Origin of the sequence: Sinorhizobium kostiense (genome assembly GCF_017874595.1) — a bacterium.
GTDB lineage: Bacteria > Pseudomonadota > Alphaproteobacteria > Rhizobiales > Rhizobiaceae > Sinorhizobium > Sinorhizobium kostiense.
In genome coordinates this window covers 1166348-1186917 of sequence record NZ_JAGILA010000002.1, presented here as the reverse complement: position 1 = coordinate 1186917, position 20570 = coordinate 1166348, and the positions used below count along the sequence as shown (strand labels likewise).

At 62.4% G+C, this 20570-nt stretch carries 21 protein-coding genes; 14 read left to right on the top strand and 7 right to left on the bottom strand.

Annotation, left to right across the window (positions count from 1 at the left end; genetic code table 11):
• The first annotated feature begins 114 nt into the window (after nt 1-114).
• On the top strand, nt 115-684 hold the full coding sequence (efp, locus tag J2Z31_RS12050; RefSeq protein WP_209602113.1) for an elongation factor P: 570 nt from the start codon (nt 115-117) through the stop codon (nt 682-684).
• Nucleotides 685-1081: 397 nt separating this feature from the next.
• A complete protein-coding gene (locus J2Z31_RS12045) occupies nt 1082-2323 on the top strand; it encodes an SAM-dependent methyltransferase (protein WP_209602112.1) in 1242 nt (413 codons plus the stop codon).
• A 222-nt stretch (nt 2324-2545) separates the two neighbouring features.
• Here the strand turns inward: J2Z31_RS12045 and J2Z31_RS12040 are convergent, their stop codons facing one another.
• Both J2Z31_RS12040 and J2Z31_RS12035 read right to left on the bottom strand, forming a co-directional pair.
• Entirely contained in the window at nt 2546-3166 is a 621-nt protein-coding gene (locus tag J2Z31_RS12040) for a transglutaminase-like cysteine peptidase (RefSeq protein ID WP_209602111.1), read from the bottom strand.
• Between the two features lie 275 nt (nt 3167-3441).
• Nucleotides 3442-4248, bottom strand: coding sequence for an alpha/beta hydrolase (locus tag J2Z31_RS12035; protein WP_209602110.1), 807 nt, complete (start codon nt 4246-4248; stop codon nt 3442-3444).
• 217 nt (nt 4249-4465) lie between these two features.
• Between J2Z31_RS12035 and infC the strand changes: the two genes are divergently transcribed.
• From infC to pheT, 5 genes are all read left to right on the top strand, one after another.
• Complete coding sequence (infC, locus tag J2Z31_RS12030; RefSeq protein WP_209602306.1) at nt 4466-5002, top strand: translation initiation factor IF-3; 537 nt, start codon at nt 4466-4468, stop codon at nt 5000-5002.
• Between the two features lie 294 nt (nt 5003-5296).
• On the top strand, nt 5297-5500 hold the full coding sequence (rpmI, locus tag J2Z31_RS12025) for a 50S ribosomal protein L35 (RefSeq protein ID WP_026613581.1): 204 nt from the start codon (nt 5297-5299) through the stop codon (nt 5498-5500).
• A gap of 36 nt (nt 5501-5536) precedes the next feature.
• A complete protein-coding gene (gene rplT / locus J2Z31_RS12020; protein ID WP_209602109.1) occupies nt 5537-5941 on the top strand; it encodes a 50S ribosomal protein L20 in 405 nt (134 codons plus the stop codon).
• 151 nt (nt 5942-6092) lie between these two features.
• Nucleotides 6093-7175: a phenylalanine--tRNA ligase subunit alpha gene (gene pheS / locus J2Z31_RS12015; RefSeq protein ID WP_209602108.1), complete on the top strand. Its 1083-nt coding sequence runs from the start codon at nt 6093-6095 to the stop codon at nt 7173-7175.
• Nucleotides 7176-7211: 36 nt separating this feature from the next.
• A complete protein-coding gene (gene pheT, locus J2Z31_RS12010) occupies nt 7212-9638 on the top strand; it encodes a phenylalanine--tRNA ligase subunit beta (protein WP_209602107.1) in 2427 nt (808 codons plus the stop codon).
• Nucleotides 9639-9925: 287 nt separating this feature from the next.
• Here the strand turns inward: pheT and J2Z31_RS12005 are convergent, their stop codons facing one another.
• A complete protein-coding gene (locus tag J2Z31_RS12005) occupies nt 9926-10285 on the bottom strand; it encodes a nuclear transport factor 2 family protein (RefSeq protein ID WP_209602106.1) in 360 nt (119 codons plus the stop codon).
• A 290-nt stretch (nt 10286-10575) separates the two neighbouring features.
• Between J2Z31_RS12005 and J2Z31_RS12000 the strand changes: the two genes are divergently transcribed.
• Nucleotides 10576-11211: a hypothetical protein gene (locus tag J2Z31_RS12000; protein ID WP_209602105.1), complete on the top strand. Its 636-nt coding sequence runs from the start codon at nt 10576-10578 to the stop codon at nt 11209-11211.
• Between the two features lie 253 nt (nt 11212-11464).
• Nucleotides 11465-12451, top strand: a complete 987-nt coding sequence (locus J2Z31_RS11995) for a Gfo/Idh/MocA family protein (protein ID WP_209602104.1) — start codon at nt 11465-11467, stop codon at nt 12449-12451.
• Nucleotides 12452-12505: 54 nt separating this feature from the next.
• Here the strand turns inward: J2Z31_RS11995 and J2Z31_RS11990 are convergent, their stop codons facing one another.
• On the bottom strand, nt 12506-12916 hold the full coding sequence (locus J2Z31_RS11990) for a hypothetical protein (protein ID WP_209602103.1): 411 nt from the start codon (nt 12914-12916) through the stop codon (nt 12506-12508).
• Between the two features lie 128 nt (nt 12917-13044).
• Between J2Z31_RS11990 and J2Z31_RS11985 the strand changes: the two genes are divergently transcribed.
• From J2Z31_RS11985 to J2Z31_RS11975, 3 genes are read left to right on the top strand one after another with little or no spacing between them, the layout of a single operon-like run.
• Complete coding sequence (locus J2Z31_RS11985) at nt 13045-13830, top strand: helix-turn-helix domain-containing protein (RefSeq protein ID WP_209602102.1); 786 nt, start codon at nt 13045-13047, stop codon at nt 13828-13830.
• A 52-nt stretch (nt 13831-13882) separates the two neighbouring features.
• Nucleotides 13883-15469 carry an exodeoxyribonuclease VII large subunit gene (gene xseA / locus J2Z31_RS11980; protein WP_209602101.1) on the top strand — a complete coding sequence of 529 codons (1587 nt, stop codon included), beginning with the start codon at nt 13883-13885 and terminating at the stop codon, nt 15467-15469.
• The gene (locus J2Z31_RS11975) at nt 15469-16062 is read left to right on the top strand and encodes an NAD(P)H-dependent oxidoreductase (RefSeq protein WP_209602100.1); all 594 of its coding nucleotides are present in this window, start codon (nt 15469-15471) and stop codon (nt 16060-16062) included. The genes xseA and J2Z31_RS11975 overlap by 1 nt, the downstream gene beginning before the upstream one ends.
• Before the next feature lie 9 nt (nt 16063-16071).
• Here J2Z31_RS11975 and J2Z31_RS11970 read toward each other — a convergent pair whose 3' ends face one another.
• A complete protein-coding gene (locus J2Z31_RS11970) occupies nt 16072-16554 on the bottom strand; it encodes a MarR family winged helix-turn-helix transcriptional regulator (RefSeq protein WP_209602099.1) in 483 nt (160 codons plus the stop codon).
• 98 nt (nt 16555-16652) lie between these two features.
• Between J2Z31_RS11970 and J2Z31_RS11965 the strand changes: the two genes are divergently transcribed.
• A complete protein-coding gene (locus J2Z31_RS11965) occupies nt 16653-17531 on the top strand; it encodes an EamA family transporter (RefSeq protein ID WP_209602098.1) in 879 nt (292 codons plus the stop codon).
• Between the two features lie 421 nt (nt 17532-17952).
• Here the strand turns inward: J2Z31_RS11965 and J2Z31_RS11960 are convergent, their stop codons facing one another.
• Complete coding sequence (locus tag J2Z31_RS11960; RefSeq protein WP_209602097.1) at nt 17953-19209, bottom strand: aminopeptidase; 1257 nt, start codon at nt 19207-19209, stop codon at nt 17953-17955.
• 90 nt (nt 19210-19299) lie between these two features.
• On the bottom strand, nt 19300-19986 hold the full coding sequence (locus tag J2Z31_RS11955) for a glutathione S-transferase family protein (protein WP_209602096.1): 687 nt from the start codon (nt 19984-19986) through the stop codon (nt 19300-19302).
• Between the two features lie 86 nt (nt 19987-20072).
• On the opposite strand from J2Z31_RS11955, the gene J2Z31_RS11950 reads away from it, so the two are divergent.
• Nucleotides 20073-20522, top strand: coding sequence for a MarR family winged helix-turn-helix transcriptional regulator (locus tag J2Z31_RS11950; RefSeq protein WP_234939365.1), 450 nt, complete (start codon nt 20073-20075; stop codon nt 20520-20522).
• Nucleotides 20523-20570: the final 48 nt, after the last annotated feature.

Genomic DNA, 20570 nt, shown 5'->3' with positions numbered 1-20570 from the left:
GGCTGGCATTCCGCGCGAAATTAGGGTAGTGGCGGCGCGAACTCCATTCTCGCGTCCTCATGGGCCGGTATTCAGGCCCGCTCGTGCCGCGTACCTCTGTTACAAGGAAGACTAATGGTCAAGGTCATCGCTTCTTCTGTCCGCAAGGGCAACGTCCTCGATGTCGACGGCAAGCTTTATGTCGTGCTCACGGCGCAGAACTTCCACCCGGGTAAAGGCACGCCTGTCACGCAGGTCGACATGCGTCGCATTTCCGATGGTGTGAAAGTCTCGGAACGCTACCGGACGACCGAGCAGGTCGAGCGCGCCTTCGTCGAGGACCGCGAGCACACCTTCCTATACGAGGATGCCGAAGGCTTCCACTTCATGAACCCGGAAACCTACGACCAGCTCGTCATGTCGGCCGACGATATCGGCGACCAGAAGGCCTATCTGCAGGAAGGCATGGCCGTGATGCTGTCGATCCACGAAGGCGTGGCGATCGCGATCGACCTGCCGCGCCATGTCATCCTCGAGATCACCGAGACCGAACCGGTGGTCAAGGGTCAGACGGCATCCTCCTCCTATAAGCCGGCCGTTCTGTCGAATGGCGTCCGCACTTCGGTGCCGCCTCACATCCAGGCGGGCACCCGCGTCGTGATCGCGACGGAAGACGGTTCCTACGTAGAGCGCGCAAAGGACTGAGGGCCGCACCGGTCACTCGGGTTGCTTCTCACTTAACACCAACGTCTTTCCGCATGCGGCGAGGGGGACGAGAATCCCGCAATGGCTGTTTAAGCAAGGAAAGCCGATGCCGCCATACCTTCTCCCCCCGGCGGGGAGAAGGTAGCGGCAGGCGGATGAACCGGCGAGTTCGAAAAGGAGGCTACGCCTCCCCAAGCGTCCCCATCTGCCTCCGCCATGAACTTGAGCGCGATTTATCCTGGCCCTGGCGCTAGGATGCCGCCGTTCTACAGCGCCGCGCGTCTTACCAGATGCGCAAAGGTCGCTGTAGCACTTTGAATTGCTGCATGTCTTTGTCCTTAAACCGAGGTCGATTTAAGGAGACATGCAGTAGGCGGAACGAGAAACGAGGCACCGCATGTTTCCACTGTCGCATATGATGAAAGCGTTCATCCGCAAAGGCCGCCTGACGGTGATTGATGCGGGTGGCAAGAGGCATGTCTTTTCCGGTGATCCGGGACCGAGCGTCACGATGCGGCTGACTGACAAGCGGCTCTATCGCAGCCTGGTCTTCAATGCCGAACTTGCGGCCGGCGAGGCCTACATGGAAGGCACCATGCGCTTCGAGGAGGGCTCGACGCTCAGGGACTTCCTGACCCTCTTTTCGATCAACCGCCTGTCTCTCGGCTCCTATCCGATCCAGAAGCTTCTGCGTGCGATCAAGATGCGCTTCCGCAGGCGCCAGCAGGCGAACCCGAAAGGCAAGGCCCAGCAGAACGTCGCCCATCACTACGATCTCGGCAATGACTTCTACCGGCTCTTCCTCGATGAGAACATGCTTTATTCCTGCGCCTATTTTCGTGAACCGCAGGAAACGCTGGAAGCGGCGCAGCGCAACAAGCTGAGGCTGCTCGCCGCCAAGCTGTGTCTCAAGCCAGGCATGAAAGTGCTCGACATCGGCTGTGGCTGGGGCGATCTCGCTCTCTATCTGGCGGCGCTCGAAAATGTCGAGGTGGTCGGCGTCACCCTCTCCAAGGAGCAGCACGCACTCGCCTCCGAGCGGGCGCGTGCGGCGGGGCTTGCCGACCGGGTCCGGTTCGAGCTGAAGGACTACCGCGATGTCGAGGGGCCCTTCGATCGCATCGTTTCCGTCGGCATGTTCGAGCATGTCGGCGTCCATCATTACGACGAGTTTTTCAAGAAGCTGAACGCGCTGATGCCCGACGACGGAGTAGCCGTCCTCCATTCGATCGGCCATATGAGTCCGCCAGGCATGGCGAGCCCCTGGTTGCGCAAATATATTTTCCCCGGCGCCTATTCGCCTGCGCTCTCGGAGGTCCTCGAGGTGGTCGAGCAGAACAGCCTCTGGGTCACCGATCTCGAATTCCTGCGACTGCATTATGCGACGACGCTCGCCCACTGGTGCGAACGGTTCGAGAAGAACCGCGACAAGGTGGTAGCGATGTATGACGAGCGCTTTGCCCGCATGTGGGAATTCTACCTAGTCAGCGCGGAAATGATGTTCCGCACCGGCAGCCAGCTCGTATTCCACATGCAGCTGTCGCGTTCGCGCGATGCGGCACCGATCGTGCGCGACTACATTACCGATCAACAGCGCGCCTATATCGAGAAGGAAAAGACGCTGGATCTGTCGATCTGAGACAGCCGGACCGCGTGGCCTTGCCGAGCACCTCATGGCTACGTTGTGACGGCACATGCAGTAATTCAAAGTGCTGCAGCGAGCTTTGCGCCTCCGAAAGAAGCGGCGCTGTAGCCAAAGACTTGCAGCCTTTTGTGCGTTCCGACGTACGGAGCGGCAATGAGCGCTTGTCGCGAAAAAGGGCCGAAACCGGCCCTTTCGAATTCCGCTTTGTCTGCTCGTCTACTGCCCGACGGAGCCGACGAGCACTTCCGCGCTGTTATCGATCGTCACCCAATGGCCGCTATGGTTCGTGGCCTGGCGCTTGAGGAAGCGATATGGGGTCTGCGTCCAGAGCTTCACGCCGGTGTCGAGATTGTCGAGGATGAAGTCACCCTGGGCGGTGCGCACGGTCAACACGGCATGGCCCTCACCATCAGGCTTGCGTACGACGGTCATCAGGAGGTCGCCAGCAGAAAAGCCCTTCTGCATCAGGCGCCGGCGCTTCTCGAGCGCGAAATCCTCGCAGTCGCCCCGTCCATTCGGATAGGACCAGATCTCTTCCCGACCAAAGAGCTGCTGATCGGTAATCGGCGTGACCTCGCGGTTGACGGCGGCGTTCACCTGCCGGATGACCGCCCAACCGCGTCCCGTGACCCGCGGCGCCACGGTCGGCCTCGATCGGACACTGCACTCGCCCTTGTAATTCTGGCAGAACTGGTAATGGCCGATCGGCTGCGACGTCGCCGAACCGGTCTGCATCCACGGAGCGGCGCCCGTCTGAGCCGGAATTGCCACATGTGCTGAGATGAAAATTGCGCAGAATCCCGCTACGCTTGCCTTAACCCCGGTCCAAAATGTCATACAAAATCCCCTGCAACGCGAAGAGGGCTCGTCCCGCCGGCCCTGCCCGCGCAATCAAACGTTGATGACAGCTTTTGAAGGTCTTCCCCGACGCTGCTCTAATCGTTAACAAAACGTTAATATGCGCAGGTTGCCTGAGTCAATCGACAGATTGAGGCATTGGCCTTTATGGTTAAAAACCTATACGAACGGACAATGGAAAGCCTTGCGGCGCAGGGCTTCCGGCGCGCGCCTGTGGAAAAAGCGGAAGGGAGGTCAGTGGTCGGTGACGACGATCAGGTCTTGGCTATGAGGTCGTTGATGGCCTGTCTCAATCTGGCAACGTCTTCCTCGCGCGACAACCGGTGGTCGCCATCGCGGATCAGCGTCATGACGACATCGTCCGAGGGCATGTGCTCCATCAGCTTCAACGCATGGGCATAGGGCACGTCGGGATCGCGCATGCCCTGGAGAATATGCACCGGGCAGCCCGTTTCGATCGGTCCTTTCATCACCCGGTTGTGGCGGCCGTCTTCAATCAAGGCGCGGGTGAAGATGTTGGGTTCGGCACTGTATTCCGATGGTTCCTCGAAATAGCCGCGTTCGGACAGGGACGCCTTTTCGCCTTCGGTCAGATTGGGTTCGATCAGTTCCGCCGTGAAGTCCGGGGCCGGGGCGATCAGCACGAGCCCGGCGACGCGCTCGCCTTCGCCGCGGCCTCTCAGTTCCTCGATGAGGCGGAGCGCGACCCAGGCTCCCATGGAGGAGCCGATCAGAATCATGCGCCCTCGAGTCGCTTGGTCGACGACCGCAAGGCTCTCCTCGAGCCAGCGCGAGATCGTGCCGTCCCTGAAATCGCCACCGGAGGAACCATGGCCGGAGTAATCGAAGCGGATGCAGTCGGTTCCGATCACCTGCGCATGGCGCTCGACCTCGATCGCCTTGGTGCCGGTCATGTCGGAGCGATAGCCACCGAGCCAGACGAGGGCGGGCAGCGTGGAGGCGGGCTCGGCGCGGAAGACACGCATGGCGATACTGCGCCCAGCATCGCCCTTGCCCACTTCGATCCGGGTGATTTCGGTATCGGTCGGCGTCGCTGACATCGCATGTCCCCCTGCAGCTATCCCTTCGAGTGCATTTTCCTCTAAAACAGATTCGCCAATGCTTCGACAGGTGGTGATTTTCCTTACGGCCCATGCTATTGACTCTGGAGCCGCAATTCACACATTGCCGTCAGTGACTGTTTCAAGCGCGTCGTTTGAAATCGCGCTGATCGTTTGATTGAACCTTAGTACGTAACAGCTCGAGGAGAGTACGACCATTCGCAGACCGTTCAAAGCGGACGCCCCGGTTAAAGAGGGGCCGCGCGCAAACAAGGAAATCCGGGTCCCCCGGGTTCAGCTCATCGATGCCGAAGGCCAGAACACGGGCATCGTTCCGATCGACCAGGCGCTCCGCATGGCGGACGAAGCCGGTCTCGATCTGGTGGAAATCGCACCGAATTCAGATCCGCCGGTCTGCAAGATCCTCGATCTTGGCAAGCTGAAATACGCCAACCAAAAGAAGGCGGCCGAGGCGCGCAAGAAGCAGAAGATCGTCGAGATCAAGGAAATCAAGATGCGTCCGAACATCGACACCCATGATTACGAGGTGAAGATGAAGGCGATGAACCGCTTCTTCGAGGAAGGCGACAAGGTCAAGGTGACGCTGAAGTTCCGCGGGCGTGAAATGGCCCACCAGGAACTCGGCATGAAGCTTCTGATGCAAGTCAAGGACGATACTCAGGCGATCGCCAAGGTCGAAGCCGAGCCGAAGCTCGAAGGCCGTCAGATGATGATGGTGCTGGCGCCGAAGTGATTTGCGCGACTAGCGCCCAAGATATGTTTGAGCGATGTGATGGAAGGCCGCCTCCGGGCGGCTTTTCCATGGGCGCGCCGGCCGGATTTGCGGAACTTCGTGCCATTGATCCGCCACATGGATCTAAGCGGACGCGCCCTACGGCTCTTCTTCGTTGCCGGGTTGCGTTTTTGAGGGCGGCCGGTTATAAGCCCCCGTCCGAACGGTCCGGCAGGGCATGCCGTGGCCGTTCTTAACGCTGGAAACCAAGCCTCGTCAGCCGGTTTCAGATATCAAGAACAATGGAGTAGCAAAATGCCCAAGATGAAGACGAAATCGTCTGCCAAGAAGCGGTTCAAAGTCACCGCGACCGGCAAGGTTCGAGCTGCTGCTGCTGGCAAGCGCCACGGCATGATCAAGCGGTCCAACAAGTTCATTCGCGACGCGCGCGGAACCATGGTTCTCGCAGAGGCTGATGGCAAGAAGGTCGTCAAGAACTACCTGCCCAACGGTCTTTAAGACGTCTGGCGATTTGGATTTTAAGGAGATCATGACATGGCACGTGTAAAACGCGGCGTAACCGCCCACGCCAAGCACAAGAAGACACTGAAGGCCGCCAAGGGTTTCTACGGCCGCCGCAAGAACACGATCCGCGCCGCCAAGGCAGCGGTCGACCGTTCCAAGCAGTATGCCTACCGCGACCGCAAGGTGAACAAGCGCAATTTCCGCGCCCTCTGGATCCAGCGCATCAATGCTGCTGTTCGTGAGCACGGCCTGACCTATGGCCGCTTCATCGACGGTCTCAACAAGGCCGGCATCGAGATCGACCGCAAGGTTCTCTCCGACATGGCGATCCATGAGACGGCTGCCTTCACCGCGCTGGTCGAAGCTGCCAAGAAGGCGCTCGCCTATCTCAAGGAAGCCGGCACGACAAACGAGTTTGAAAGCGCTGTCCGTTAAGCCAGCGTTTTCCCAAGACCGTTTCTAAAAATTGTTGGGAAACCCGCGCTGGCTGGGCTGGCGCGGGTTTTCTTGTTCGGCGCTGCGGCCGGCCGATCGCAGCCATGCAAGACGGATATCCCGAACCATTCCCGCATCGAGGCAGGACAGAATGAGCGAACTGGAAACATTGGAACGGACATTGCTGGCGCAGATCGATGCCGCCGGCGACGAAGGGGCCATCGAGGCGGTGCGCGTCAGTGCGCTCGGCAAGAAGGGCTCGATCTCGGAACTCCTGAAGACGCTCGGCTCGATGAGCCCGGATGAGCGGCAGACGCGCGGCGCCCGGATCAATGCGCTGAAGAACGCGGTGACGGAAGCGATCTCCGCTCGCAAATCGGCCTTGAAGGATGCGGCGATCGCCGAGCGGCTTGCGCGCGAGAAGGTCGATATCAGCCTGCCCGTGCGCTCCTCGCCGGCCGAGCGCGGCCGCATCCACCCGATCAGCCAGATCGTCGACGAGATCACCGCTATCTTCGGCGACATGGGCTTCTCGATCGCCGAGGGGCCGGACATCGAGACGGATTACTACAACTTCACGGCCCTGAACTTCCCCGAAGGCCATCCCGCCCGCGAGATGCACGACACCTTCTTCTTTGAGCCGGACGAGAAGGGCGAGCGCAAGGTGCTGCGGACGCACACCTCGCCAGTGCAAATTCGCACGATGGAGGCTCAAAAGCCGCCGATCCGCATCATCATCCCGGGCAAGACCTACCGGCAGGATTCCGATGCCACTCATTCGCCGATGTTCCATCAGGTCGAAGGCCTGGTGATCGACAGGACGGCGAATGTCGCGAATATGCGCTGGGTGCTCGAGGAGTTTTGCAAGGCCTTCTTCGAGGTGGACCAGGTGACGATGCGCTTCCGCCCGTCCTTCTTCCCCTTCACCGAGCCCTCCTTCGAGGTCGACATTCAGTGCGACCGCTCCGGTCCGATCGTGAAGTTCGGCGAAGGCAAGGACTGGATGGAGATCCTCGGCTGCGGCATGGTGCATCCGAACGTGCTGAAGGCCGGCGGCCTCGACCCGGACGAATACCAGGGCTTTGCCTGGGGCATGGGCCTCGACCGCATCGCCATGCTGAAATACGGCATGCCGGACCTGCGCGACTTCTTCAACGCCGATGTCCGCTGGATGACCCATTACGGCTTCCGCCCGCTCGACATGCCGACGCTTTTCGGCGGCCTGTCGTCGTGACCGCCAGAGCAAGTATTTGAGGACACAGGTGAAATCATGAAATTCACGCTCTCCTGGCTAAAGGACCATCTGGAAACCGAAGCCTCGCTCGAGGAAATCTGCGCTCGCCTGACGATGATCGGGCTCGAGGTCGAGGAGGTGGACGACAAGGCAGCTTTCAAGCCCTTCGTCATTGCCAAGGTGATCTCGGCCGAGCAGCACCCGAACGCGGACAAGCTGAAGGTGCTGAGGGTGGACACCGGCTCCGGCGAGCCCGTGCAGGTCGTCTGCGGCGCGCCGAACGCGCGCAAGGGCCTCGTCGGCGCCTTTGCCGCCCCCGGCAACTATGTGCCCGGCATCGACGCGACGCTCGCGATCGGCAATATCCGCGGTGTCGAAAGCCGCGGCATGATGTGCTCGGAAAAGGAATTGCAGATCTCGGACGATCACACCGGCATCATCGATCTGCCCGAGGATGCGCCGGTCGGGACGAGTTATGCGGCCTATGCCGGCCTCGATGATCCGGTCATCGAAATCAACCTGACGCCAAACCGGCCGGATTGTACCAGTATTCACGGCATCGCCCGTGATCTCGCCGCTTCCGGGCTCGGCACCCTGAAGACCAGGCCGGCGCCGGCCTTCCCGGTCGAGGGCGAAACCCCGGTCAAGGTCCGCCTCGAGCTCGGTGAGGACGGGCACCTCTGCCCGGGCTTCGCGCTTCGCCTCGTGCGCGGCGTCAAGAACGGGCCGAGCCCGGACTGGATGCGTCAGCGGCTGACGGCGATCGGCCTCAGGCCAATCAACGCGCTGGTCGACATCACCAACTACCTGACTTTCGATCAGGGCCGACCGCTGCACGTCTTCGATGCGGCCAAGGTCACGGGCAACCTGACGGTTCGTCGAGCGAAGGAAGGGGAGAGGGTGCTTGCGCTTGACACCCGCGAATACACGCTCTCGCCGGCCAATGTGGTGATCGCCGACGAGGACGGCCTCGAATCGATCGGCGGCATCATGGGTGGCGAGCATTCCGGCTGTGACGAGAACACGACGGACGTGCTGATCGAAGCGGCGCTCTGGGACCCGATGAACATCGCCAAGACCGGCCGGACGCTCGGCATCATCAGCGATGCGCGCTATCGCTTCGAGCGCGGCGTCGATCCGGAATACATGGTGCCGGGCCTGGAGCGGGCGACTGAACTGGTGCTCGAGCTCTGCGGCGGTACGGCCGCAAAGCTGGACGTCGTCGGCTATGAGGGCCACAGGCCCAAGGTCGTCGATTTCCCGGTCTCGGAAGTGAAGCGGCTGACGGGTCTCGAAGTTTCGCCCGAGGAGAGCATCGCGATCCTGAAAAAGCTTGGCTTCGGCGTCGAGGGATCGGGCGAGCGCCTCAGCGTCACGGTGCCCTCCTGGCGGCCGGACGTCGATGGCAAGGCAGACCTCGTCGAGGAAGTGATGCGCATCCATGGCGTCGACAATATCGTCGCCGAGCCGCTTCAGAGCCACAACGCGGTCAATGGCAAGATCCTGACGACGCTGCAGATCCGCACCCGCCAGGCCAAGCGCGCGCTTGCGAGCCGCGGCATGCTCGAGGCCGTCACCTGGTCCTTCATTTCGGAGCAGCAGGCGAAGCTCTTCGGCGGCGGTCAGCCGGCGCTGAAGCTCGCCAACCCGATTGCCGCCGACATGTCCGACATGCGGCCGTCGCTGCTGCCGGGGCTCCTCACTGCGGCTAAGCGCAATGCCGACAAGGGTTATGGCGATGTCGCGATCTTCGAGGTCTCCGGCACCTATGAGGGCGACACGCCCGAGACCCAGCGCCGCGTCGCCGGCGGCATCCGCCGCGGCACTGCATCTCTCAATGGCGCCGGCCGGCTCTGGTCGAATGTGGCGAAAGGCGGCGGCAAGGCCGTCGACGTCTTCGATGCCAAGGCCGACGCCATCGCCGTGCTCGAGGCCTGCGGTGTGCCGATGGCCAATGTCCAGTTCGAAGCCGGCGGTCCCGCCTGGTATCATCCCGGCCGCTCCGGCACGATCAAGCTCGGCCCGAAGATCGTGCTCGGCGCCTTCGGCGAGTTCCATCCGAAGACACTTGACGACCTCGACGTCTCCGGTCCGCTTTGCGCTTTCGAGATCTTTATCGATGCCATGCCGGAGCCGAAGAAGAAAGCGACGCGCACGAAGCCGGCACTGGAGCTTTCGCCCTTCCAGGCTGTGAAGCGCGACTTCGCCTTCGTCGTCGAGCGGCAAGTCGAAGCGGCCGCTATCGTACGTGCCGCATCCGGCGCCGACCGCAAGCTGGTGACAGCTGTCAACGTCTTCGACGTTTTCGAAGGAGCGTCCGTGGGCGAGGGCAAGAAGTCGGTGGCGATCGAAGTGACGATCCAGCCGGTCGAACGGACGCTGACCGACGAGGATTTCGAGGCGCTGACCTCACGCATCGTCGCCAACGTTGCAAAGAGCACAGGCGGCGTGCTGCGGGCGTGAATCGAGGAGTCGCTGGCTTCACCGGCGACGCGCCGAGAATGCCCCTCCCCGCAAGGGGAGGGGCTCCGCGGACCGCGCGTGGCGCCCGCGCGGCGCCCGTCTTCTCAGACTCGCTTCTGAATTGCTACGTGTCGTTGTCCCTTGGATCGAGGTCGACCAAGGAGACCTGCAGTAGGAAGACAGAGGAATCACAAGCGATTGCAGAGCGCATCCGCTCTCGCCTCTCCCTTCTGGGAGGGGCAGCGACGAGCTTGTCTCGCGCTCGCTGCTGTAAGAATCTGCCCGCTTTATGTGTGCCGGTGCCAGACCTTATTCACGATCAGCCACCGGGCATCGACCTTCAACAGGGAGAGATAGTCCGTGTAGCGCGAACCGGCGAACTCATCGACAACCTTCGCGCTCGCCGCGTCGCCGGTAATCTGGATCATCTCCACCTCCATGAGCGGCTGTGTATCCGGCGGCGCCGGCTCCTCCTCCACGACGGCAGCGATGAAGGCGTCGCGCGTCAGCCATTCGATGCTATCTTCTAGATTGCCGACGATCGAGGCGTTCGGGTGAAAGGCCTTGCGCAACGCCCCCTCGTTCGCGAAGGCCATGCCGTCGACATAGAGGTGGACAACCGCGCGGATGGCCTGCTCTTCGGACATTCCTGATCCCTCCATTTCCTGCGGGAGAGCGTGAAAATCCACACCGCTCCACGAAGCGGACGTATGTTCGACGCTACTATAGTTAGGGTGTCGCGATCGAATTGCGATACTCGTCGCCTCGAGCCGTGGAATCACCTCAGGTTGCAATGATGCGGCAAAAGGGGATCGTGCGTACGCATGTGAGCGCATCCTGCTCGCAATTGCGCAGGAAACGGGTGGTCAGACTGCCGGCCGCATGTTTGATCGGGGACAGCGTTCCCGGTCGGCCGAATGCATCGACAGGAGGAAAGATGAAAAAACCCGCATCGATGAAATCACTGGAGGATCTCGGCCGCGTCCGTCTGTCCAAGAACTTCTTCCTGCGTGATTTCCTTCATTCGGAGATCGCCGAATTCTATCGTATTCCGAACATCCCGGACGATCCGGAGCTCGCCATTGAAGCGGGTCGCAGGCTCTGCGAGGAACTGCTGGAGCCGCTGCAGGCGACCTTTGGCCGGCTACATATCCGCTCCGCTTACCGCAACCGCGCCGTCAACGGCTTCGGCAACGCTAACAAGCTCAATTGCTCCACCAACGCCGCAACCGCCGCCGACCATATCTGGGACATGCGCGACGCGGACGGCTCAATCGGCGCAACGGCCTGCATCGTCATCCCCTGGGTCTGGGATCGGGAGCGCCAAGCGGGAGGCTGGCAAAACCTCGCCTGGTGGATCCACGACCATCTGCCCTACGCATCGCTCTGCTTCTTCCCGAAGCTCTGGGCTTTCAACATCCAATGGCACGAGAGGCCGCGCCGTACGATCCGCAGCTATGCAGAACCTCGCGGCCTGTTGACGAAGCCGGGCATGGCCAATCACGAGGGCAGCCATGCGGCTTTTTATCCGGGATTCCCGCCGCTCGCAAAGGCAGCGAGGTTGGGACAATAATTTCCGCTCCTCAATTGCTCACCACAAGAGCCCACACGCTGTCGGGATTGGGAGGGGAGCGTCTTGTCGGGCCGCGGGCATCCGCTTCGCGCGGGCGCCGAAAGAATGGCACCTGGCGGATCGCTGTTGCGTCTCGCCGCTAACCGCTTGCGAGGTATGGACCTCGGCGATAGTCTCGGCGCGATCCCACCAATAGGAGCGGAGGGAACCGCATTGCGGCCCTTTTTCTTCCGCCCGAAAAGGAGTCTGCCCCATGCTGCGCTTTGGAATTCTGTCGACGGCGAAGATCGGCCGCGAACTCGTCGTGCCTGCCATTCAGGACGCGGAAAACTGCGTCGTTTCGGCAGTCGCCAGTCGCGATCTCGCCAAGGCGAGGGCCATGGCCGACCGCTTTTCCGTGCCGCATGCCTTCGGCTCCTATGAGGAGATGCTCGCCTCCGATACGATCGACGCGGTCTATATTCCGCTACCGACCTCCCAGCACGTGGAGTGGGCGATAAAGGCTGCCGATGCCGGCAAGCATGTGCTTTGCGAAAAACCGCTTGCCCTGAAGTCGGAGGAAATCGATGCGGTGATCGCCGCGCGCGATCGGAACGGGGTACTGATTTCGGAAGCCTATATGGTGACCTACAGCCCCGTTTGGCGGAAGGTGCGCTCTCTCATCGCCGAGGGCGCGATCGGCAGGCTGAGGCACGTTCAGGGAGCCTTCACCTACTATAACCGCGACCCCGGCAACATGCGCAACATACCGGCGCTTGGCGGCGGTGGACTACCGGACATCGGCGTCTACCCAGCCATCGCCACCCGCTTTTCGACCGGCAAGGAGCCGCTGCGCGTCCAGGCCGATACGGAGCGGGATCCGGAATTCGGCACCGATACCTATTCGAGCGTCCGCGCCGACTTCGGCGATTTCGAGCTGAGCTTCTACGTCGCGACACAGCTCGCCGCCCGCCAGGTCATGGTCTTCCACGGCGACAAGGGTTACATCGAGGTGAAATCGCCCTTCAACGCCGATCGCTACGGTCGCGAGGAAGTGGAGCTCACCAACCAGAACCACGGTCAATCCCAGCTTTTCCGCTTCCAGGATGCGCGCCAGTACAGGCTCGAGGCGGAAGCCTTCGCGCGGGCGGCCAAGGGTGAGCCGGAAGAGGTGGTGACGCTTGAAAGCTCGCGCCTCAATCAGAAGTTCATCGATGCTATCTATCGCGCCAGCGAGAAGGACGGCTGGGAACCGGTCTGAGCCGTGTGGGCGACATGGCCCGCCTTGGAGCGGGCCATCATCACCTCTCAAGGATCAAGCGGCCGCCTTGAGGTGGGTTTGCCCTATTCCCCTTAGCTTGAAGTAGAGGAAGTCGGCGACACCGATCATGCCAATGATGATCAAGCCAACGCCGATGGCCGAAAGCGAACCGTAGGCGAGGGCGAGAGTGGTGACGCTGCCGATCTGCCAGAGAATGTCGCCGCCGATGCTGATCCGCGCTGCGAAAATGTTCGGACCTCCCTTGCGCGCGGATACGAGGTGGAAGGCGCCCCAGAGCAGCAGCCCCATGCCGAGGGCCGCCATGACGATCGGGGAGATTGCCGGGCCCGCCAGAGCGGCGAGGGGCGGCGCATCGACGATCAGTACCATACCGGTAATCAATGAGAAGACGCCGTCCGCAAGAAAAGTTTTGTTGAGAATCGAGCGGTTTGCAAGGTTGAGCATGCCAAATCTCCATCGGTTGTCGATGGTCGGATCGTCGTGCGTTCTGGTCATCAAACCAATTACCTTGCAGGTAATGGAATTTCCGTCGGCTTCGGCTAAGTCTGCTGGAGGCCAAAGAGGGAGCACCCATGGAATTCGGCTGTCACCTGAAGGAATGGCGCGACCATCGTCGCATGAGTCAGTTGGCTCTGGCGACCGCTGCCGGCATTTCCGCACGCCATCTTTCATTTCTCGAGACCGGGCGTTCGCGGCCGTCTGAGGGCATGATCCTACGGCTTGCGGCCGTGCTCGACGTGCCGGCGCGCGACCAGGGCGCGCTCTTTTCGGCCGCAGGCTATCGCCCTCGCATGGTGACGCGCCCGGCCTCCGGACTGGAGGCGATGCCGCCTGCGGTCGCCAACGCCATCCGGCTGATGCTCGAACGCCACGATCCCTATCCGGGCCTGGTGCTCGATCACCGATATGACATCCTTTTGACCAATGGCGCCTTTTCCGCACTCGTCGAGACCACTCAAGTGCCGCTTGGGCCGGGGCAGAATTTCCTGGAGGGCTTTCTTGGTTCCGAAAGCGTGCGCGCGCTCGTGCGCAACTGGGAGGCCACTGCCGCCGATCTTGTGCAGAGGGTCCGCATCGAAGCCTGGCTGCAGGGGCCGCGCAGTCCTTTGCAGCGGCGCCTTGACCGGCTCGCCGCCACTCCCTCCGTCGTGAGGGCGCTCGAAAACTTTCCCGCTACGGATCGTCTGCCGGTTCTGCCGGTTGAACTCAGCCTTGGCGACACGGAACTGCGCTTCATAACGACACTCTCAACCTTCGGCTCCACTCAGGATGCTCTCCTCGAGGGTGTCGTCATCGAATCCTTCTTCCCGGCGGATGCGGCGACGCAGCGCTTTTTCGAGGGGACAGAAAAACCGTAGATAGCCGCGCCTTGCTGCTGATCTTCCGAGCACGGTCGGCTACAAAAGGTACATGAACACGTTCTTCGAAACCGATTCTCCGTCCAACGTCGCCGAATATTCGGTGTCGGAGCTGTCCGGATCGATCAAGCGGACGATCGAGCAGGCCTTCGAGCACGTGCGGGTCAGGGGCGAGATTTCCGGCTACCGCGGGCCGCACTCCTCCGGCCACGCCTATTTTGCGCTCAAGGACGATCGCTCGCGGATCGATGCCGTGGTGTGGAAGAGCGCGTTTGCGAGGCTGAAGTTCCGGCCGGAGGAGGGCATGGAAGTGATCGCGACCGGCCGGGTCACGACCTTCCCCGGCTCGTCGAAATACCAGCTCGTGATCGAGTCGCTCGAGCCGGCGGGCGCCGGCGCTCTGATGGCCCTTCTCGAGGAGCGCAAGCGCAAGTTCGCGGCCGAGGGCCTCTTCGACCAGGCCCGCAAGAAGACGCTCCCGTTCATGCCGAAGGTGATCGGTGTGGTGACGTCGCCGACCGGCGCGGTCATCCGCGACATCCTTCACCGGATCGCCGACCGTTTTCCGGTGCACGTCGTCGTCTGGCCGGTGCGCGTCCAGGGCGACGGGTCGGGCGAGGAGGTGGCGGCCGCGATCCAGGGCTTCAACGCACTGACGGCTGGCGGCCCCATTCCGCGACCGGACGTGCTGATCGTCGCCCGAGGCGGCGGCAGTCTCGAGGATCTCTGGTGCTTCAACGACGAGGCGGTGGTGCGCGCGGCGGCGGCCTCGGCGATCCCCTTGATCTCGGCTGTCGGCCACGAGACCGACTGGACGCTGATCGACTATGCGGCCGACCAGCGTGCCCCGACGCCGACGGGGGCTGCCGAGATGGCGGTGCCGGTAAAGCTGGACCTCGAGGCTCAGCTCGCAAGCCTCTCCGCACGGCTCAAGGGCGCCGTTGCGCGGCAGATGGATCATCGCTGCAACGCGCTGCGCGCGCTCGCCCGTGCCCTGCCTTCGCTCGACCAGTTGCTGGCCTTGCCGCGGCGCCGCTTCGACGAGGCGGCCGCCGGCCTCGGCCGCGGCTTGCAGATGAACACGGCCAACAAGCGGCGCAGCTTCGAACGGTGTGCCGCTCATCTGCGGCCGGATCTCGTCAAATCGCGGATCGGTGATCGTCGGCAGCGTGTTTCCGACCTCGTGAACCGCACCGAAAGGTGCGTCGAGCGCCAGCTCGACCGGCGACAGTCGCGCGTTGCCGCTGCGGATGCGTCGCTGCGCGCCTTTCCCTCACGCCTCGTCGGGCAGATCCACCGCGCCCAGGACCGCATTGCAAGCTTCGGTGCGCGTAGCGACGCCGCGATGGGCTCCGAGCTTCGCCGGTTGAGAGGGGCGCTGGCGGCGCAAGATCGAGTGCTGCAATCGCTTTCCTACCGCAATGTATTGCAGCGCGGCTTCGCGCTGGTGCGCGACGCCGACGGCGAGCCGGTGAAGCAGGCGGCCGCAGTGTCGCCCGGCATGGCGCTTTCGCTGGAATTTGCCGACGGCCGGGTCGCGGCAGTCGCCGGCGACGGCGGTGCCCCGCCATCGCCGCAAGCGCCGAAGAAGCGCCCGGTGCAGGCGGCCGAACCATCGAAGCAGGGCAGACTGTTTTGATGCGGATCCTCCTGGTGCTCGCCCATCCGCTCGAGAACAGTTTCGCAGCGAGCACTGCGGCTGTTGCCAAGGAGGCGTTGGAAGGAAGCGGCCACACGGTCGATCTGCTTGATCTCTATCGCGAGGATTTCGACCCACGGCTGACCATTGCCGAGCGAGGCAGCTATCATGCGAAGTCCCAAGATACCTCCGCCGTGGCAGGTCTCGTCGAGCGGCTCAAGGCCGCCGATGGGCTCGTGCTCGTCTTTCCGCAATGGTGGTTCAATTTTCCGGCGATCCTCAAAGGCTTCTTCGATCGTGTCTTCGCCCCTGGAGTCGCCTTTGACCATGATCCGGACGGCGGGCGGATCATCCCGCGCCTTCAGAACATCAGGGTCTTCTTGGCCCTGACGACCACCGGATCCCCCTGGTGGGTCGTACATCTCTATATGGGCAATCCGGTACGTCGGCTGCTCAAGCGCGGGATCGCCGCCTTCTGCAGCAGGGGCGTCGATTTTCGGATGATCAGCCTGCACGACATGGACCGGGCGACAGAGGCGAAGCGAAAGCGCCACCTGGAGCGGGTGCGGACGCTTCTCGGCCGGCTTCGCTGAGCCGTTCGATCATTCGAAAGCGGCGAGCAATTTCCGGAGCAAGCCGTCGAGCGCCTGCCTGTCCTTGGTCTCAAGGCATTCGAGGAGATGATGCTGGTTGGCGACGTGGTCGGTCACCGCAGCCTCGACGCGTTTCAGGCCCTCCTCCGTCAGCCCGATAATGACGCCCCGTCGGTCATCGGGGTTGTCGAGCCGCTCGACGAGGCCGGCTTTTTCGAGCTGGTCGATGCGGTTGGTCATGGTGCCGGAGGTGACCATGGTGGTCGCCATGAGATCGCCCGGAGAAAGCTGAAACGGCGGTCCGGAGCGGCGCAGTGCCGCCAGTACGTCGAAGCTCGCCGATGTCAGGCCGTGTTCCGTGAAGATCTTCTCGATTTCGCGAGCGAGATGAGCTCTCAGCCGCGCCAGGCGACCGAGCAGCCCCATGGCAGAAACATCCAGATCCGGCCGTTCTCGCATCCATTGCGCCAGGATTTTGTCGACGTGATCCATCATCATCTGCCCTGTTCGGTCCCTTGCTATTCTAAAATTATCTTGACGTCAAGATAAATGGGGAGTTATCTTGAAGTGAAGAATCTTGAGGTAAACAGATGAAAACGACTCAGAGCTTCGACGTCGCCCTGACTGCCGCAGCCCCGGCGATCTGGGGAAGTACCTATCTGATTACGACCGAATTCCTGCCCGACGGCTATCCGCTGACGGTGGCGATGTTGAGGGCGCTGCCGGCCGGGCTCCTGCTGCTGCTCGTCGTCAGGCAAATGCCGAAGGGGATCTGGTGGGCCCGCAGTTTCGCGCTCGGTGCTCTGAACTTCGCCTTCTTCTGGGCAATGCTGTTCGTCTCTGCCTACCGCCTTCCGGGTGGTGTTGCCGCAACCGTCGGCGCCATCCAGCCGCTGATCGTCATATGCCTTTCGCGCGTGGTGCTCGGATCGCCGATCCGGGTCTTGAGCGTCGTGGCCGGTTTCGCCGGCATCGCCGGTGTCGCGCTTCTGGTGCTCACACCGCAAGCGAGCCTCGATCCGCTGGGGATCGTCGCCGGCCTGGCCGGTGCAATCTCGATGGCCGTCGGAACGGTGCTCGCGCGCCACTGGGCGCCGCCGGTATCGGCGCTCACCTTCACAGCCTGGCAATTGGCGGCCGGTGGCCTGCTACTCGTTCCGGTGGCATTCTTCTTCGAACCGCCTTTGCCGCCGCTTGATGCCGCGAATCTGTGGGGCTTCACCTATCTCGGCCTGATCGGCGCCGCATTCACCTACATGCTCTGGTTCCGCGGCCTCTCGCGGCTCGAGCCTTCCCGGGTCGCACCGCTCGGCTTCTTGAGCCCCGTCGTTGCGATCCTGCTCGGCTGGGCCGTGCTAGGCCAGCAGCTGTCGATCATGCAATCGCTCGGGGTCGTCGCCGTCTTCGCGAGCGTCTGGCTAAGCCAGCAGACGCAGATGGCGCGCCGCGCCAACCCGGTTCGGGCATAGGCGGCCGCGGCAGGTCACGCCGCGGCCGAAGTCGCCGCTTCTCGAGGATTAGAGCCTTTCCGGGTTAAATGGAAACAATTCTGTTGGCTCAAGCGGAGCGGAATGTTTGCCCGGCTGGCGCGCGGCGTAGCCAAAGCATACGGCCAAGCCAGCCGGGCAAACAGGCCGCCCGCTTCAGCCAACCTCTACAGCGCCGCGCGTCTTATCAGACGCGCAAAGGTCGCTGTAGCACTTTGAATTGCTGCATGTCTTTATCCTTGAAGCGAGATCGCTTCAAGGAGACGTGCAGTGGCCGGGCATCTTTCCGCCAGGATCAGAGGCGATCGCCTCGGCCGTACCTCCGGGTACGACGTGCGGCAATCGCCTCTGCCCTGACGAAAACCTGCTCCGGCAGAATGTTTCCATTTAACCCGGAAAGGCTCTAGGCCCACTCGCCCTTGCGCATGACAGGCACGCGGCTGTCGTCGGCGCGAACGCCATCGATGTCGACCTCGCCAGAGCCGATCATCCAGTCGATATGGATGAGGCTGGAGTTGCCTCCTTGGGCGCGGATCTGCTCGTCGCTGAGGCTTGCGCCATTCAGGAAGCACTTCGAATAGCATTGGCCAAGCGCGATGTGGCAGGAGGCGTTCTCGTCGAAGAGCGTGTTGTAGAACAGGATGCCGCTTGCCGAGATAGGCGAGGAATGCGGCACCAGCGCAACTTCGCCCAGCCGGCGGGCGCCGTCATCGGTGTCGAGCACTTTCTTCAGCACTTCCTCGCCGCGCGAGGCCCTGGCCTCGACGATGCGCCCGGCTTCGAAGCGCACCTGAATGTCGTCGATCAGCGTGCCCTGGTGGGAAAGCGGCTTGGTGCTCCTGACATGGCCTTCGACGCGCAGCGCATGCGGCGTGGTGAACACCTCTTCGGTTGGTATGTTCGGGTTGCAGGTGATGCCGTTCTTGGCTGTCGAGGCGCCGCCGTGCCATTCGTGGCCGTCTGCCAGACCGACTGTCAGGTCGGTGCCAGGGCCGGTGAAGTGCAGCGCGGCCAAGCGCTCCTCGTTGAGCCAGGTCGAGCGCCGGCGGAGATCGGCATTGTGCTTCTCCCAGGCTGCGATCGGGTCGTCGACATCGACACGGGAGGCGGCGAAGATCGCATTCGCCAGCTTCTCGACGGCAACCGCCTCGGGATGGTCCGGGAAGACCTGCCGTGCCCAGGAGGGATTCGGATAGGAAACGATGTTCCAGTTGATGTCGAAGTTCGAGATCTTTGCGAGCGCCGGCTTGTAGGCCTTCGAATTGGCCCGGTTGGCGCGCGCGACCTTTTGCGGGTCCTGGTCCGAAAGCAGCATTGGATTGTCGCCGGCGATCGCAAGCCGCGCCGCGCCATTGGCAAAGGCTTTCGCCATGCCCTCGTAAAGCCAGTCGCTGGCGCGGTCGAAGCTCTCGTCGGGCGCGTGGGCATAGCGAGCAAGGGTCGCCTCTTCGTCCGTATAGAAGGTCGTCACCAGCCCGGCGCCCGCCATATAGGCGTGCCCGGTGATGAGGCGAACGAGCGGCAGGGCCGCGATCGGTGCGGTCATCACCAGGTCCTGACCGCGCCTGAGCTGCAGGCCGACCTTGATGGCGACTTCTGCGAGTTTTTCGAGCTTTGCGGGATCGACGGCGGCGTGGGCCGACTGGAGGGGCGCGTTCATCTCTGCTCCTGCTCTTCTTCTTGCGGGTGTCATCGCGGTTTTAAACCGCTTGCTCCGAAAACAGAAGCTCCCTCGCCCTCCAGAAGACGATCAGGCGACCACATTTCCCGTCCTCAGCAGTGCCGCATCGTGCCTCCTCAAGAAAGCCATCAGCCGTTCGGCATAATCCTCGGTCACTGCGGCCTTCACGCTCGGCCGCGCTGAAAGCGCCTGCCGCCAGGCGCGAACACGCGGCAGCCCGTCGAAAATGCCCCTGTCGGAGATTTTGTCGAAGACATCGAAGTAGCGGAAGATCGGCGCGAAGACGGCGTCGACCAGGCTGAACGCGGCGCCTACGAAATAAGGGCCGTCACCAAGCTCCGCCTCGATGGTCGCGAACTTCGCCTTGAGCGCGTCGCGCTTCCTCTCCAGCGTCTCGGTATCCTGCGTGGTCTCGTAGACCCAAAGTTCGGAAAGGATGGAAGAACCAAATTCCATCCAACCGCGATGGCGCGCCCTGGTCAGCGGATCGGCCGGGTGCAGCTTCGATCCCGGCTGGGTCTCTTCCAGATACTCGCAGATCACTGCGCTTTCGAAGAGGATCGCGTCGCCATCGTTCTGCGGCACGCTGAGTAGCGGCACTTTGCCGAGCGGCGACGTTTTCAGGAACCAGTCGGGCTTGTTGGCGAGATCTATATAGACGCGCTCGAACGCCACTCCCTTTTCGGAAAGTGCGATCGCGGCACGCTGCACATAGGGGCAGAGATGGTGGCTGACCAGTGTCAATGTCGCAGTCATCGGGGTCTCCCTGTTCAATATAGATGCAAGTGCATATATCTTTAGGCCGACTTGCCAAATCCGTCAAGATAGATGTAATTGCATCTATGGCAAAAGCATCATTGCAGAACGGGGCACCGGCCCCTGCGATCACCCAGGCCTGGATCGGCCTCATGCGGGCACAGCAGCGGGTGCTTGCGGCGATCGAGAAGGATTTCAAGTCGGCGGGCCTGCCGCCGCTTGGCTGGTATGACGTGCTTTGGGAACTGGTGAAGGCCGACGGCGGGCGGCTGCGGCCCTTCGAGATCGAAGCGCGGACATTGCTCACGCAATACAATCTGTCGCGGCTTATCGACCGGCTGGAGCGGGAAGGGCTCGTTCGCCGCGAGGCGTTCGATGCCGACGGCCGCGGCCGCTGGATCGTCGTCACGGAGGAGGGCAGGGCTGTGAGGGAGCGGATGTGGCGGACCTATGCGCGATCGATCGAGCGTCACGTCGGTGGCAAACTCAGCGAGGCGGAGGCACGCGACCTGGCGGCCTTGCTTTCGCGGCTCTAAGGAGATGCGACCTGTTGAGGCAATCACTGGTCCAGGAAGTTGGCGCCC